The 14,520-nt window shown below is 62.9% G+C and carries 11 protein-coding genes; 8 read left to right on the top strand and 3 right to left on the bottom strand.

Annotated elements, in window-relative coordinates; all coding sequences use genetic code 11:
* Positions 1-314 precede the first annotated feature (314 nt).
* The 8 genes from F2P44_RS28285 (at position 315) to F2P44_RS28250 (ending at position 10,500) form a co-directional block, all read left to right on the top strand.
* A complete protein-coding gene (locus F2P44_RS28285; protein ID WP_054265867.1) occupies positions 315-1,388 on the top strand; it encodes a pilus assembly protein PilM in 1,074 nt (357 codons plus the stop codon).
* A complete protein-coding gene (locus tag F2P44_RS28280) occupies positions 1,388-2,041 on the top strand; it encodes a PilN domain-containing protein (RefSeq protein ID WP_167092090.1) in 654 nt (217 codons plus the stop codon). The genes F2P44_RS28285 and F2P44_RS28280 overlap by 1 nt, the downstream gene beginning before the upstream one ends.
* Positions 2,042-2,059: 18 nt before the next feature.
* Positions 2,060-2,737, top strand: a complete 678-nt coding sequence (locus F2P44_RS28275) for a type IV pilus inner membrane component PilO (protein ID WP_187363455.1) — start codon at positions 2,060-2,062, stop codon at positions 2,735-2,737.
* Positions 2,738-3,280: a pilus assembly protein PilP gene (locus F2P44_RS28270; protein WP_167092087.1), complete on the top strand. Its 543-nt coding sequence runs from the start codon at positions 2,738-2,740 to the stop codon at positions 3,278-3,280.
* A gap of 47 nt (positions 3,281-3,327) precedes the next feature.
* Positions 3,328-5,484 carry a type IV pilus secretin PilQ gene (locus F2P44_RS28265; protein WP_229423799.1) on the top strand — a complete coding sequence of 719 codons (2,157 nt, stop codon included), beginning with the start codon at positions 3,328-3,330 and terminating at the stop codon, positions 5,482-5,484.
* Between the two features lie 92 nt (positions 5,485-5,576).
* A complete protein-coding gene (locus F2P44_RS28260; protein ID WP_167092084.1) occupies positions 5,577-7,685 on the top strand; it encodes an Ig-like domain-containing protein in 2,109 nt (702 codons plus the stop codon).
* A 36-nt stretch (positions 7,686-7,721) separates the two neighbouring features.
* Positions 7,722-9,362 (top strand): bifunctional shikimate kinase/3-dehydroquinate synthase AroKB, encoded by a 1,641-nt coding sequence (gene aroKB, locus F2P44_RS28255; RefSeq protein WP_167092129.1) that lies wholly within the window; start codon positions 7,722-7,724, stop codon positions 9,360-9,362.
* Between the two features lies 1 nt (position 9,363).
* Complete coding sequence (locus F2P44_RS28250) at positions 9,364-10,500, top strand: deoxyguanosinetriphosphate triphosphohydrolase (RefSeq protein WP_167092081.1); 1,137 nt, start codon at positions 9,364-9,366, stop codon at positions 10,498-10,500.
* 45 nt (positions 10,501-10,545) lie between these two features.
* Here the strand turns inward: F2P44_RS28250 and mutY are convergent, their stop codons facing one another.
* Genes mutY through mutM form a run of 3 tightly spaced genes read right to left on the bottom strand, consistent with a single transcriptional unit; the run spans position 10,546 to position 14,455 of the window.
* Positions 10,546-11,640, bottom strand: a complete 1,095-nt coding sequence (gene mutY / locus F2P44_RS28245) for an A/G-specific adenine glycosylase (protein ID WP_167092078.1) — start codon at positions 11,638-11,640, stop codon at positions 10,546-10,548.
* Positions 11,637-13,571: a dynamin family protein gene (locus F2P44_RS28240; protein ID WP_167092075.1), complete on the bottom strand. Its 1,935-nt coding sequence runs from the start codon at positions 13,569-13,571 to the stop codon at positions 11,637-11,639. The genes mutY and F2P44_RS28240 overlap by 4 nt, the downstream gene beginning before the upstream one ends.
* 50 nt (positions 13,572-13,621) lie before the next feature.
* On the bottom strand, positions 13,622-14,455 hold the full coding sequence (gene mutM, locus F2P44_RS28235) for a bifunctional DNA-formamidopyrimidine glycosylase/DNA-(apurinic or apyrimidinic site) lyase (protein ID WP_167092072.1): 834 nt from the start codon (positions 14,453-14,455) through the stop codon (positions 13,622-13,624).
* Positions 14,456-14,520 lie beyond the last annotated feature (65 nt).

The raw sequence follows: 14,520 nt of genomic DNA, 5'->3' as shown, positions 1-14,520 counted from the left end.
ATAATGCACCGCCACCTGCCGCGGCGCATTGCCAACTACTTGCCTTTTGGAACATTTGTGCCCGCAAAACAACTGTGATGACCCACAGTTCACAGAGTGTGGCATTCCAGCCCACAGGCATAAAATTTCAAAACAGAAATACCTTTACACGAGATCACGCTTATTGCTACGATTTAATGTACTGCCTTATGTATGGATGCTAAATGGCGGTTTTGTAACAAATTCCCCGCGTCGGGCACTTTCATTTTCGGTTCTGCAAGGCCCGTTTTGCAGCGTAAGCATTGATTATAGGTAGGTAAGGGAGTACGGTCTTGATGGTCAATTTAGGTTCCTTGTTCGGTCAATCCAGGCCACCTTTGCTCGGCCTGGACATCAGCACGTCCGGCGTCCGGCTGGTAGAGCTGGTCGTGGTCGGCAAAAACGAGCTGCGTCTCGAACGCTACGCGTCCGAACCGTTCCCACGTGGTGCGGTCGTCGACGGAAACATCGAAAATATCGAGCAGGTGTCGGAGGCGGTGCGCCGCGTCTGGAAGAAAAGCGGTACCCGCGTCAAGCTGGTCGCGCTCGGCATGCCGCCGGCCTCGGTGATCACGAAAAAGATCATCCTGCCGGCCGGGATGTCCGAAGACCAGCTTGAAGTGCAGGTGGAGTCCGAAGCGAGCCAGTACATTCCCTTCGCGCTCGACGAGGTCAGCCTCGACTTCGACGTGATCGGACCGGCCGCCAATTCGATCGACGACATCGACGTCATGCTGGCCGCCTCGCGCAAGGAAAAGGTCGAGGACCGCGTGGCGATCGCCGAAGCGGCCGGCCTGACCGCGGTGGTGATGGATATCGAATCGTACGCCGCGCGCGCCGCGCTCGAACGCGTGACGTCGCAGATGAAGGGTTCCGAGGGCCAGATCGTGGCGCTGTTCCAGATCGGCGCCCAGGTCACCCACATTTCGGTCATGCTCAACGGCGAAACCATTTACGAGCGCGAGCAACCCTTCGGCGGCAACCAGCTGACCCAGGATATCGTGCGCTCGTATGGCTTGTCGTTCGATGAAGCCGACGCCAAGAAGAAAGCGGGCGACCTGCCCGACAACTTCCAGGCCGACCTGCTCGCTCCCTTCCTCGAAAACGCGGCCCTCGAAGTGACCCGCGCGATCCAGTTCTTCTACACCTCCACGCCCTACACCCGGATCGATCAATTGTTCCTGGCTGGCGGCTGCGCGCTGATTCCCGGCCTGCTCGACATCGTGGCAAGCCGTACCAAAATTTCCAGCGCGGTGGTATCGCCGTTCAAAGGCATGTCGCTGGGCCCATCCGTGCGCGAGCAGCAATTGCGTACCGAGGCCCCCGCCTACCTTGTTGCCTGCGGGCTGGCCCTGCGGAGGTTTGGCTGATGATCAGAATTAATTTGCTTCCCCACCGGGAAGAAAAGCGCAAGCAAAAGAAGAGTGCCTTTGTCGCCCTGATGGCCTTGTCGGCCGTGCTCGGCGTGATCGTGGTGATGGCGGTCGGCGGTTACAACGCGCGCCGCATCTCGATCCAGGAGCAGCGCAATGGCGTGCTGAAAGCGGCCATCGTCGAACTCGACAAGAAAATCGTCGAAATCGCCGCCCTGAAACAGGAAATCGAAGCGCTCAAGGCACGCCAGCAGGCGGTCGAAGACTTGCAGGGCGACCGCAACCAGCCGGTCTATCTGCTCGATGAACTGGTTCGGCAGACTCCGCAGGGCGTCTATCTCAAGTCGTTCAAGCAAGATGGCCAGCGCGTCACGGTGGGCGGTTTCGCCCAGTCGCAGGAACGGGTTGCCGAATTGCTGCGCAATATCGCCGGCAATTCGCCATGGCTCGAACGCCCCGACCTGACCGAGGTACGCGCGGTGCAACTGGCGCAGAGTAAAACCGGCAAGAAAGTCGTCGAGTTTGCGCTGAACCTGTACATCAAGCGTCAGCGCGAGAAGGATGAAGCGCTCAAGCCGGGCCAGAAACCGGCCGCCGGCGCTGCCACCCCCGCCACCGGCTCACCGGTACCCGCGAAAGCGGCCCCCTAGCCAGATCGGATTGAAAGAATGAATATAGACCTGAAATCGCTGGGTGGCTCGCTTAGCTCCCAGTTCCAGAACCTGGGAGACCGCCCGCCGGGACAATGGCCGATCGCTCCGCGCATCCTGTGCGGCATCGGCGTCATGGCGGCGGTCATCACGGCCGGCCACTTTTTTTACTGGAGCACCCAGTTCGAAGAGTACGACCAGCTGGCCGCCACCGAACTGACCCTGCAGGGCGAGTACAAGACCAAGGTCGCCCAGGCGATCAACCTCGATGCCCTGATCGCCCAAAAGGCGCAGGTGGACCAGTATGTCGAACGCCTGCAGAAGCAATTGCCGAGCAAGGCTGAAATGGCGGCCCTGCTGTCGGACATCAACCAGGCCGGCGTCGGCCGCGGCTTGTCGTTCGACCTGTTCAAGCCGGGCCAGGTGGTGGTGCGTGATTACTACGCCGAACTGCCGATCGACATCAAGGTGACCGGCACGTACCACGACATTGGCGCATTCGCCAGCGACATGGCCAACCTGCCGCGCATCGTCACGCTCAACAATATGGCCCTGACCACCAACAAGGATGGCGGCCTGGTGCTCGAAGCGGTTGCCAAGACGTTCCGCTACCTCGACCCCGAAGAAGCGAACGCGCAACGCAAGATCAAGGCCGACCGCGACAAGAAGGCCAAAGATGGCAAAGGGGCCGCGTAAATGAACACCACACGAAACAGCCTCGCGCTGCTGATCTGCGCGGGCCTGCTGGCAGGCTGCGGCGATAGCGACGTCCAGGAAGTCAATGCATGGATGGACCAGACCAGGAAGGAAACCAAGGTCGACGTTCCGCCGCTGACCGAACCGAAAACCTTCGTCCCGTTTGCCTACAGCACTGCCGGAGAAATCGACCCGTACGACCCGAACAAGCTGCTGGCCGAGCTGGCGCGCGCCGCCAACGGGGCCAACAATCCGCTCAAGCCGGACGAATCACGGCGCAAGGAACCGCTCGAAGCCTTCCCGCTCGACACCATGTCGATGGTGGGCAGCATGAAGTCGAAAGGCGTCACCTACGCGCTGGTGCAGATCGACAAGACCATGTACCACGTCAAGCCAGGCGACCGGGTGGGCCAGAATTTCGGCATCATCACCGGCGTGAACGATGAAGCAATCAGTATCAAGGAAACGGTTCAGGACGCCGGTGGCGAATGGATCGAACGTCCCACCAAGCTAGAGTTGCAGGAAAGTAAGGAGAAGAAATGATCGCACTGAGAATGAATGGCACCGCCCTCATGGGCGCGGTGATCCGCATGGGCGCATTACTGGCTCTGGCCCTTGGCGCCAATAGCGCCCTGGCGCAAGACAACGCGATCGAATCGATCACGGCCAACCAGCAGGGCTCGAACGTGGTGGTGAACGTGGCGATGAAAACCGCCCCGACCAAACTGCCGATCGGCTTTTCGATCACCAATCCGACCCGCATCGCCCTCGATTTCGGCGCCACGGTCAATGCCACCGGCAAGACGGCCCAGGACGTGAACCTGGCCGACGTGCGCGGTATTAATGTGGTCCAGGCCGGCAGCCGCACGCGCCTGGTGCTGAACCTCAAGCGTCCGCTCAACTACGCTACCGCCATCGACGGCAAGTCGATCATCGTCACCATCGATGGTTCCGGCGGCGTGGCGCAAGCGGTCGACAGCGTCGGCAAGCCGGTGCTCAACGGCGCTTCGTCCTCCTCCGCGCCGGCCGTGTCGGACCAGGCTGGCAAACGCCAGGTCCTGCGCGACCTCGACTTCCGCCGCGGTGCCAACGGCGAAGGCCGGGTCGTGGTCGACCTGCCGAACAGCCAGGTGGCGGTCGACGTGCGCCAGGTTGGCAACACGGTGGTGGTCGATTTCATGAAAACTGGCTTGCCGGAAACCCTGCGCCGCCGTCTCGACGTGACCGACTTCGGCACCCCGGTGTCGCAGATCACGACCGTGCCCCAGGGCGACAATGTGCGCATGACGGTGGAAGCGCGCGGCCTGTGGGAACAGACCGTGTACCAGAGCGACACCCAGCTGGTCATCGACGTCAAGCCGATCAAGGAAGACCCGAACAAGCTGACCCAGGGTACCCAGGGCTACCGCGGCGAGAAAATCTCGTTCAACTTCCAGAACGTGGAAGTGCGCGCCGCCCTGCAGGCGATCGCCGACATCTCGGGCCTGAACATCATCACCAGCGATTCGGTGAGCGGCAACCTGACCCTGCGCCTGAAAGAAGTGCCATGGGACCACGCGCTGGACGTGGTGCTGCAGGCCAAGGGCCTGGACATGCGCAAGAACGGTTCGGTGCTGTGGATTGCGCCGAAGGATGAACTGCTGACCAAGGAAAAGCTGGAACTTGAACAGCGCGCCCAGATCGCCGATCTCGAGCCGCTCAAATCGGAAATTTTCCAGCTTAACTACCAGAAAGCGGAATCGTTCCGTATGGTGTTTGGCCTCAATGCCGACGGTACGCCAATGCCCGACAGCGAAAGCAACCGCACCCGCATCCTGTCCAAGCGCGGCAGCGCCGTGATCGAACCGCGCACCAACCAGCTGTTCATTACCGACATCGCCTCGAAACTGGACGATTTGCGCAAGCTGATCCAGAAGACCGACGTCGCTTCGCGCCAGGTGCTGATCGAAGCGCGCCTGGTCGAAGCCAGCGACGGCTTCAGCCGCAACCTGGGTGCCAAGATCGGCTTTGCCGACCTGCGTACCTTTCGCGGTGGCGATTCCGGCTATTCGTACCGCGGCAACGAGCGCGTCGCCCTCAGCGGCAACCTGGTCGGTGTCGGTCAAACCACCGGCCAGGTCAAGGATACCCCCGATAGCTACAACAATACCACCATGCTGAACCTGCCTGCCGCCAACATCGGCGGCAACCCGGCCGCTACTCTGGCCGCCAGCCTGTTCTCGGCTGCCGCCAACCGCTTCCTGAACCTGGAACTGTCGGCACTCGAAGCGGACGGCAAGGGCAAGATCATTTCCAGCCCGCGTGTGGTGACGGAAGACAAGAACGTCGCCGTGATCGAGCAGGGTGTCGAACTGCCGTACGAAAAGTCGACCAGCAGCGGCGCCACCTCGATCGAGTGGAAAAAAGCCAATCTGCGTCTGGAAGTGACACCGCAGATCACGCCTGACGGCAACGTTGTGCTGGAAGTGAACGTCAACAAGGATTCCAAGGGCGAAGAAACCAGGGCCGGCTTTGCCATCAACACCCAGCACGTGCAAACCAAGGTGATGGTCGAAAATGGCGGCACGGTCGTGCTGGGCGGTATTTACCAGCAAACCGAAAGCAGCCAGGTCCAGAAGGTGCCGCTGCTGGGCGACCTGCCGGTCCTGGGCCATCTGTTCAAGAAAACCTCGCGTACCAACAACAAGACCGAACTGCTGGTCTTCATTACCCCCAAAATCGTCGCAGACCGTCTGTCGACGCGCTAACACCCGAATACATTTAATCAGGACTTAACATGCTGCCCACTTATTTACAACGCGCTTTCGCGAACCCAGTTCGCCTGCTGACCTGCGTTTCCATGGCCACGGCCCTGGCCGCATGCGGCGGCGGCGGAGGCTCCCCGGGCGGGACTTCCTCGACCACCACCCCAGGCACCACCACGCCGGGCACCACCACGCCGGGCACGACGACGCCGCCGGTGCCGGCCGAGCCGAAAATGACGCTGCAACTGGTGGACTCCACCGGTACGCCGATCACCACCCTCTCGGGTGGCCAGACCGGCCAGGTCAAGGCCACCGTGCTCAACGCCAACGGCAGCGTTGCCGTCAACGAGGTCGTCAAATTCAAGACCGACGACAAGCTGCTCCAGTTCACACCGGAGTCGGCTTCCGCGCTGACCAATGCGTCGGGCGTGGCGATCATTACCGTCAAGCCGGCCAGCGTCCTGGCGGCCGGTGCCGTCACGATCGGCGCCACCGTGGTCGCCGGCGGCAAGAATGCGGAAGCGAATATCAACCTGGAAGTGGGCGCAGCTCCCCTGACCCTGGGCACGGTCGCATTCACGCCTGAGCAAACCGACATCCTGCCGGCATTCGGTACCGCCGTGCTGACCATTCCGGTGACCACCGGCGGCGTCGGCGCCACCAGCGTACCTGGCCTGACCATCAATTCCCTGTGCGCCGGCGACGGCACCGCATCGCTGGTCCTCGGCTCGCTGGCGGACGGCAAGCAGCTGGTCACTTACACCAACAAAGGTTGCCTGCGCGTTACCGATACCATCACGGTCACGCTCGGCACCACCACGCAGACGATCAAGATCAACGTCGGCAAGGCCAATATCGGCACCATCCAGTTCGTCGGTTCGGACTTGAACGGCAGCTCGATCGTCTTGCGCGGTTCGGGCGGCTTGGGCCGTAAGGAATCGGCCATCCTGACTTTCCGCGTGCTCGACCAGAACAGCATCGGCTTGCCGGGCGTGGACGTGACGTTCAAGACCACCACCAGTACCGGTGGCCTGATTGTCCAGCCAAGCAAGGCAACCTCGGATGCCCAGGGTAACGTCACCACCACCGTCGCCTCGGGTACCATTCCGACCCCGGTGCGCGTGATTGCGCAAGCGTCGCGTAACGGCACCACCATCAATGGCCTGTCGGACAGCCTGATCATCTCGACCGGCCTGCCGATCCAGAAATCGATGTCGCTCAGCGCCGACAGCTACAATATCGACGGCATGTTCTATGACAATTCGGTCGCGAAAGTCACCGTGATGTTGGCCGACCAGTACGGCAATCCGATTTCGGACGACACCGCCGTCAATCTGGTCACCGAAGGTGGCGCGATCGCATCGCCAGAACAAGGCGGTTGCCGCACCAAGGGCGGCGGTTGCACGGTCGACCTGAAAAGCCAGGCCTTCCGTCCCAAGAATGGCCGCGTCACCGTGCTGGCGTATGTCCAGGGCATCGAAAACTTTACCGACGTCAATGGCGACGGCCAGTACAGCTGCACCAATTTCGAGCAGGTGCAACCGGTCGAACCGGGTACGCCGTACCGTCCGCTGGTCGACATCTGCAAACCAGGTTCTGGCGAGCCGTATTCGGACCAGGGCGATCCCTTCCTCGATGCCGGCAGTGCTGACGTAGTGCTGGGCAATCCGGCAAAAGGCAGTACGCTCGACGGCAAGTACGATGTGCCGCGCGCCGATTTGCCGTTCCCTTACAACCATCCGGTCTACACCACGGTGGGCAACGGCCAGTGGGGCATCAACTACATCTGGAAAGAAACCGAGATCGTCTTCAGTGGCGACGTACCGACCTTCACCCGCCAGGTATTCGATCCGGCCACCGGCACCCTGCGCGACTGGACCTCTGCCGACGGCGATCCGTACAAGATCGTCGGCCTGTCTGGCGCTGGTTGCACGAACCAGAGCTTGTATTTCCGCGTCGCCGACGAAAACAACAATCCGCTGCCAAGCAGCACGACGGTTGGGACGGGCGACGTCGACAAGGTTGCCCCGGGCCTGCCATCGCCTAGCGCGGTTCCCGCGACCAACCGCATTGGCGGCACGGAGCACTCTGTCAACATCAAGCGCAATGAGCTCTGCAGCGATGGTGAATTCGTGATCCGCACCACGACGCCACGCGGCAAGTCGGTTGCCTCGCAGGTCTTCAAATCGGTTCCGGCCAAGTAATCATTGAAATCGGAAAATATCTTCCTGGTAGGGTTGATGGGCGCGGGCAAGACGACGATCGGCCGCATCCTTGCCAGGAAGCTGGGTAAACGCTTTATCGATTCCGATCACGAGATCGAGGCCCGTACCGGCGCCACGATCCCGTGGATTTTCGAAATCGAAGGCGAGGCGAGCTTTCGGCGCCGTGAGGCCGAGGTCATCCGTGACCTCACGGCGCAGGACGGTATCGTCCTCGCCACCGGCGGCGGGGCCGTGCTCGACCCCGCCAGCCGTGCCTTCCTGAAACAACGCGGCCGCGTGGTCTACCTGCGCGCCAGCGTCAGCAGCATCATGCTGCGCACCACCCACGACAAAAGCCGGCCCCTGCTGCAGACGGCCGACCCCCGCAAGAAACTCGAAGAATTGACGGCCCAGCGCGAGCCGCTGTACCGCGAGATTGCCGACCTGGTGATCGACACGGGCCGACCTAACGTACAATCGATGGTCCAAACTATTCTGACGCAACTGTCCGCGCTCGGCCCAGCCGCCGCGAGAACAGGGCGCGGGCCCCACATGCACACTTCGCAACCATCGCAAGCATCGATTACCGAACAATCCCGGATGTTCCTCAACGTCGACCTGGGCGAACGCAGCTACCCGATCACCATCGGCGCCGGCCTGCTGTCCGACCCGGCGCTGCTCGAGCGCCATATCGCCGGCCACAAGGTGGCCATTGTCACCAACACCACCGTGGCCCCGCTGTACCTTGAGCGCGTGGCCGCGCCGCTGCGCGCCGCCGGGCGCGACGTGCTCGAAATCATCCTGCCCGACGGCGAACAGTTCAAGAACTGGGACAGCCTGATGACCATCTTCGACGCCCTGCTGGAGCACAAATGCGACCGCAAGACCACCCTGGTGGCACTGGGCGGCGGCGTGATCGGCGATCTGACCGGGTATGCCGCCGCCAGCTACATGCGCGGCGTCCCGTTCGTGCAGATGCCAACCACCCTGCTGTCGCAGGTCGACTCCTCGGTGGGCGGCAAGACCGGCATCAACCACCCGCTTGGCAAGAACATGATCGGCGCCTTTTACCAGCCGCGCGCCGTGCTGGCCGATACTGCTTCCCTCGAGACGCTGGCGCCGCGCGAACTGTCGGCCGGCCTGGCGGAAGTGATCAAGCATGGCGCCATCATCGACGCCGAATTTTTCGACTGGATCGAAGCGAACATCGGCAAGCTGATGGCGGGCGACCAGCAGGCGCTGGCGCACGCCATTTCGCGTTCCTGCGAAATCAAGGCCGACGTGGTGCGCCAGGATGAACGCGAGGGCGGCCTGCGCGCCATCCTCAACTTCGGCCACACCTTCGGCCACGCGATCGAAGCGGGCATGGGCTACGGCGCCTGGCTGCATGGCGAAGCTGTCGGCTGCGGCATGGTCATGGCGGCCGACCTGTCGCACCGCCTGGGACTGGTCGACGCGGCCACCGTGGCGCGCATGCGCGCATTGGTCGCCGCCGCCGGCCTGCCCACCGTTGCACCGGATCTCGGCACCGAACGCTGGCTGGAACTGATGGAGGTCGACAAAAAGAACGAAGGCGGCGCCATCAAGTTCATCCTGCTCAAGCCGCTGGGCAGCCCGAACATCACCAGCGCCCCGCGCGAACAATTGCTGGCCACCCTGGCCGCCTGCGTCGGCTGACATGCATCCCGAAGAGCACCTCGCCCCGTACGCCGTGCACTCGGAGACGGCGCGCGGGCGGCGCCATGCCGAAACGTCGCATGCCTCGCGCAGCCAGTTCCAGCGCGACCGCGACCGCATCATCCACTGCTCGGCCTTCCGCCGGCTCGAATACAAGACCCAGGTCTTCCTCAATCACGAGGGCGACATGTTCCGCACGCGCCTCACCCACAGCCTGGAAGTGGCCCAGGTCGGGCGCTCGATGGCGCGTAACCTGCGCCTGAACGAAGACCTGGTCGAAGCGCTCGCGCTGGCGCACGACCTGGGCCACACGCCGTTCGGCCACGTGGGCCAGGATGTGCTCAACGAATGCATGCAGGACCACGGCGGCTTCGAACACAATCTGCAAAGCCTGCGCGTGGTCGACGAACTCGAAGAGCACTACGGCGCCTTCGATGGCCTGAACCTGATGTTCGACACGCGCGAGGGCATCCTCAAGCACTGCTCGCTGGCCAACGCCAAGCTGCTCGGTCCGGTGGCGCAGCGCTTCATCGACCGTACCGAGCCCTCGCTGGAAGCGCAGCTGACCAACCTGGCCGACGAAATCGCCTACAACAGCCACGATATCGACGACGGCCTGCGTTCCGGCCTGATCACGATCGCGCAGCTGGAGGAAGTCGACTTTTTTGCGCGCCGCTGGCACGATGTGCAGAAGGCGTATCCGGGCTTGTCGGGCCGGCGCGCCATCTACGAAACGCTGCGCCGCCTGATCACGGTGCTGGCCGACGACCTGATCGAAACATCCGGCGTGCTGCTGGCCGAAGCCGCGCCGGCCGACACGGACGCGGTGCGCGCCAGCGGGCCGCTGATCCGTTTTTCCGACCCGATGCGCAAGGATGCGACGGAACTGAAGCGCTTCCTGCGCGCCAACCTGTATCGCCATTTCAAGGTGAACCGGATGCGCGTGAAAGCGAGCCGCATCGTGCGCGAACTGTTCGACGCCTTCATGGCCGAACCGGTGCTGCTGCCGCCCGATTACCAGCTCGGCACGGGCGACGTCACACGGCAGGCGCGCAAGATCGCCGACTACATCGCCGGCATGACGGACCGCTACGCGATCCGTGAACACCGGCGCATCTTCTCGCTCGACGACTTGTAACCAGTCGACTTGTAATCAGTCGACTTGTAATCAGTCGATTTGTAACTAGAACAGGGACGGCGCGCAGAGCTCCAGCAGCAGCTTCTTGACCGGCGCCGGCAGCGGTGCGCTATCGATGCGCGCCAGGTCCCACCACAGATAGGGCGCGCCCAAGTGTGCGCGGCGCGACAGCGCTACCTGGAACGGCGCGATGTGCAGGCGGTAGTGCGTGAACACGTGCACCAGCGGCAGCAGCGCCGACACCTCTTCCACCTCGCCGAAGGCGCTGCCCACGGGTGCCACCGCATCGATGCCGAGCGCGCCGCGCACAGCATGGCCATCGACTTCCGGCAGCGACATCAGCCCGCCCCAGATGCCGCTCTGGGCGCGCTGTTCGAGCAGCACCTGGCCGCCCTCGATCACCACCAGCAAGGCGGCCTGTTTCTCGGGAATGGTCTTTTTCGGTTTGCGCACCGGCAGTTCGGCCGTGCGTCCGGTGGCGTGGGCCACGCAGCGCTCCCGCAGCGGGCAGCGCGGGCAATCGGGCTTGCTGCGCGTGCACAGCGTCGCCCCGAGGTCCATCAAGCCCTGCGTGTACGATTCGATGCCATCCTGCGGCAGCAGCGCTTGCGCGCGCCGCCACAAGCCATCTTCGACCGCCTTCACGCCGGGGAATTCATCGATGCCGAATACGCGCGCAAACACGCGCTTGACGTTACCGTCCAGGATCGCGGCGCGCGTGCCGTTTGAGAACGCGGAAATGGCCGCCGCCGTCGAACGGCCGATGCCGGGCAAATCGGCCAGCAGGGCCGGATCGCTCGGGAACAGGCCGCCGTATTCGTCGACCACGCGTTTGGCGCAGGCATGCAGGTTGCGCGCGCGCGTGTAGTAGCCAAGGCCGCTCCACTGCGCCATCACCTCTTCCGATGGTGCCGCCGCCAGGTCGTGCAGGGTAGGGAAGCGCTCCAGGAAGCGCGCGTAGTAGGCCAGCACCGCGGCCACCTGCGTTTGCTGCAGCATGATCTCGGACAGCCAGATACGGTAAGCGTCGCGCGTGTTCTGCCACGGCAGGGCATGGCGCCCGTGCGACTTCTGCCAGTCGATGACGGCAGCGGAAAACGAGGGGTCTTCCAGCTGCCCGAACTCGGTCAGTCTTTTCACGCAGCCGCTTCGAGTGCCGCCGCCGCGCTGCGTTGCATGGCCGATTCGACGTTGCCGGCCAGCTCGTTCAAACGCGCCTTGACCTTCTCCAGCGCGAACTGGCTGGCCTCGAACGATTCGATCTTGGTTTCCAGGCTGTCGGTCGCATCGTGGATGCGCTGGATCGACGCCAGGCGGTGCTTGAGCTGGTCCTTGTGCTGGCGGATCTGCGCTTCGAGCGGCGACATGATCACCTTCAGCCACGCTTCCACGTCGCCGTTGGCCGCGCGGTAGCTGCGCCGCACGCGCGAAGCGATCGAGTCGAAAAAGCGCTCGATCACGGCATCGCGGCTGGTGATGAGCAAGGTCGTGGTGCCGAACTGCTTGACGTAGACCTCTTCGATGGCGTCGACTTCCTTGCGGTATTTGTCGAGCGAAAGCGTCATCGGCACCGCCAGGCTCAGGCCATGTTCGGCGGCGAATTTACGGTACATCATTTCCATCATCTCGCTGATCTCGGCGATCTTGCGGTTCGACAGATCGAGATTGGCGCGCGCCTGGTCGAAGAAGTGCTTGACCGGGCCGCGAATGCCGGTGGTGACGAAGCGCGATGCGGCCATCGCTTCGCGCACGGCGGCGATTTCCTTGTGCACGATGTCCATGCCGAGCGTGGTGTACAGCTCCGTGGACAGGCGCGCGAACACGGCGCGCGTGCCCTGCAGCTTGAACAGGCTGCCGTCGAATTCCTTCTTCTCGACTTCGACGCGGCGCATCATGTGCGCGATCACGCCCTGGTTCTTGCCGCGCAGGCTTTTCAGTTCCTGCAGCTGCTCGACGATGTCGCGGATGCGCGCGCCGATGGTTGCCTGCTGGATGCCGACCACGGCATTGAGATCGTCCGAGAGCTGCTTGCGGATGATGTCCTGCTTGGCCGGAATCAGTTCGTTGAACAGGGCCGCTTCCAGCGCGCCCAGGCGGCTTTTCTCGAGCAGCGCCATGTCGCCGTTGATCTTGCCGACCAGGGCTTTTTGGGCCGACACCGGGAACACCTGGCGTGGTTCGAGGGCCAGCATGTGCGCCACGGTGGTTTGCTGGCGTTCGATCTCGGCGTCGTTTTCCTCTTCGGTCTTGAGCTCGTCCCACATCGCGTCGATCTTGTTCATGACCACGATGCGCCCGGCGCCGGCGCCGATGTGCGTGCGCCAGACTTCGATGTCGCTCTTGGTCACGCCGGTTTCGGCGGCCAGGATGAACAGCACCGCGTGCGCGTTCGGAATCAGGTTCAGGGTCAGTTCCGGCTCGGTGCCGATCGCGTTCAGGCCAGGCGTGTCGAGAATGACCAGGCCTTGTTTCAGCAGCGGGTGAGGGAAGTTGATGATGGCGTGGCGCCACAGCGAAATTTCGATCTCGCCGTTATCGTCCAGGGTGGCGGCAACGTCCGGATCGGTCTCGTCGAACAGGCCGTAGCGCTTGGCTTCCTCGACCTTGACATGCTTGGTCATGCTGACCTGCTTGAAGGTCTCGTGCATTTCCTCGCCGGCGTCGAGCGCCAGCGGCAGCACGGTCCAGGCGGCCGGGTCGTCGCGGTAATCGCTGGTCGACAGGTTGCTGGCGCGCGTTTCGATCGGCAGCAGGCGGATGCATGGCGGGAAGGCCGGGTCGTACATCAGCTCGGTCGGGCACATGGTGGTGCGGCCGGCCGCGGACGGCAAGATGCGCTGGCCGTAATCGGCAAAGAAAATCGCGTTGATCAGTTCGGATTTGCCGCGCGAAAACTCCGCCACGAAGGCCACCGACAGCCGGTCGTCGGCCAGGCGCGCCAGCGCGCGCGCAATGCGCTGCTCCGTTGCCGCGTCAGCCAGTTCGGCCGCGTTGACCCACATCTGATACTTTTCCAGCGCCATGGCCACGTCTTGACGCCATGCGCTGTACTGCTCAAAATCTTGCACCATTATGCTCACATTGCCCTCGCGTACAGGTTCTTGCGAATCCTGCTCGATTGTCATTTTTGACAATTTACACAATAAAAAGTCGACCGCTGTCCCTGCTTGATCTGACGAATCTCTGCCCCACAGTTGCGGCAAGGCACTCCAGCACGATCATAGACGAAATATGTCTGTTGGAAATAGCCCGATTGCCCATTTACTGCAATAAAGTCACGTAAAGTGCTGCCCCCTTGCACAATAGCCTCAGACAGGATAAGGCGGATCGCCTCGGCCAGCCGGTTGTAGCGTTCCCGGCCGATGCGCGCGGCCGGCGTTTTCGGGTTGATTCCTGCCCGAAACAGGCTCTCGCAAGCGTAGATATTGCCCACGCCCACCACGATATCGCCGGCCAGCAGCACTTGCTTGATCGGCGCCGAGCGCTTGCGCGTTGCGCGGTACAGCAATTCGCCCGAAAAGCCGGCTTCCAGCGGCTCCACGCCCAGGCCGCGCAGCAGGATGTGCTGGTCCAGTTCGCCATCATCGCCGGGGTGCCACAGCACGGCGCCGAAGCGGCGCGGATCGTTCATGCGCAGCCCCTGGGGGCCGGTATCCCCCTCGACGACCAGGTCGAAGTGGTCGTGTTTTTTCACTTCGGTGTCCAGCGGCAACACGCGCAAGTGGCCGGACATGCCCAGGTGGATGATCAGGGTGCCATGATCGAAGGCGATGAGCAAGTATTTGCCGCGCCGTCCCGTGTGCAGGATGCGTTGCCCGGCCAGCAAATCGGACAAGCCCGGCGGAAACGGCCAGCGCAATCCTTCCCTGCGCATCAACACGCTATCGACGATGCGGCCATCGATATGCGGTGCGACGCCGCGGCGGGTGACTTCGACTTCGGGCAGTTCAGGCATGTCGGATAGAAAAATTCATGTGAGTGAGGGTGCGGCCCCGTACGCGAAGCGGGCGTTGGGCGTAG

Source organism: Massilia frigida (assembly GCF_011682175.1).
GTDB classification, from domain to species: Bacteria; Pseudomonadota; Gammaproteobacteria; order Burkholderiales; family Burkholderiaceae_D; genus Telluria_A; species Telluria_A frigida.
The sequence above is the reverse complement of the archived record's forward strand: the minus strand, read 5'-3'. Positions and strand labels throughout refer to the sequence as shown.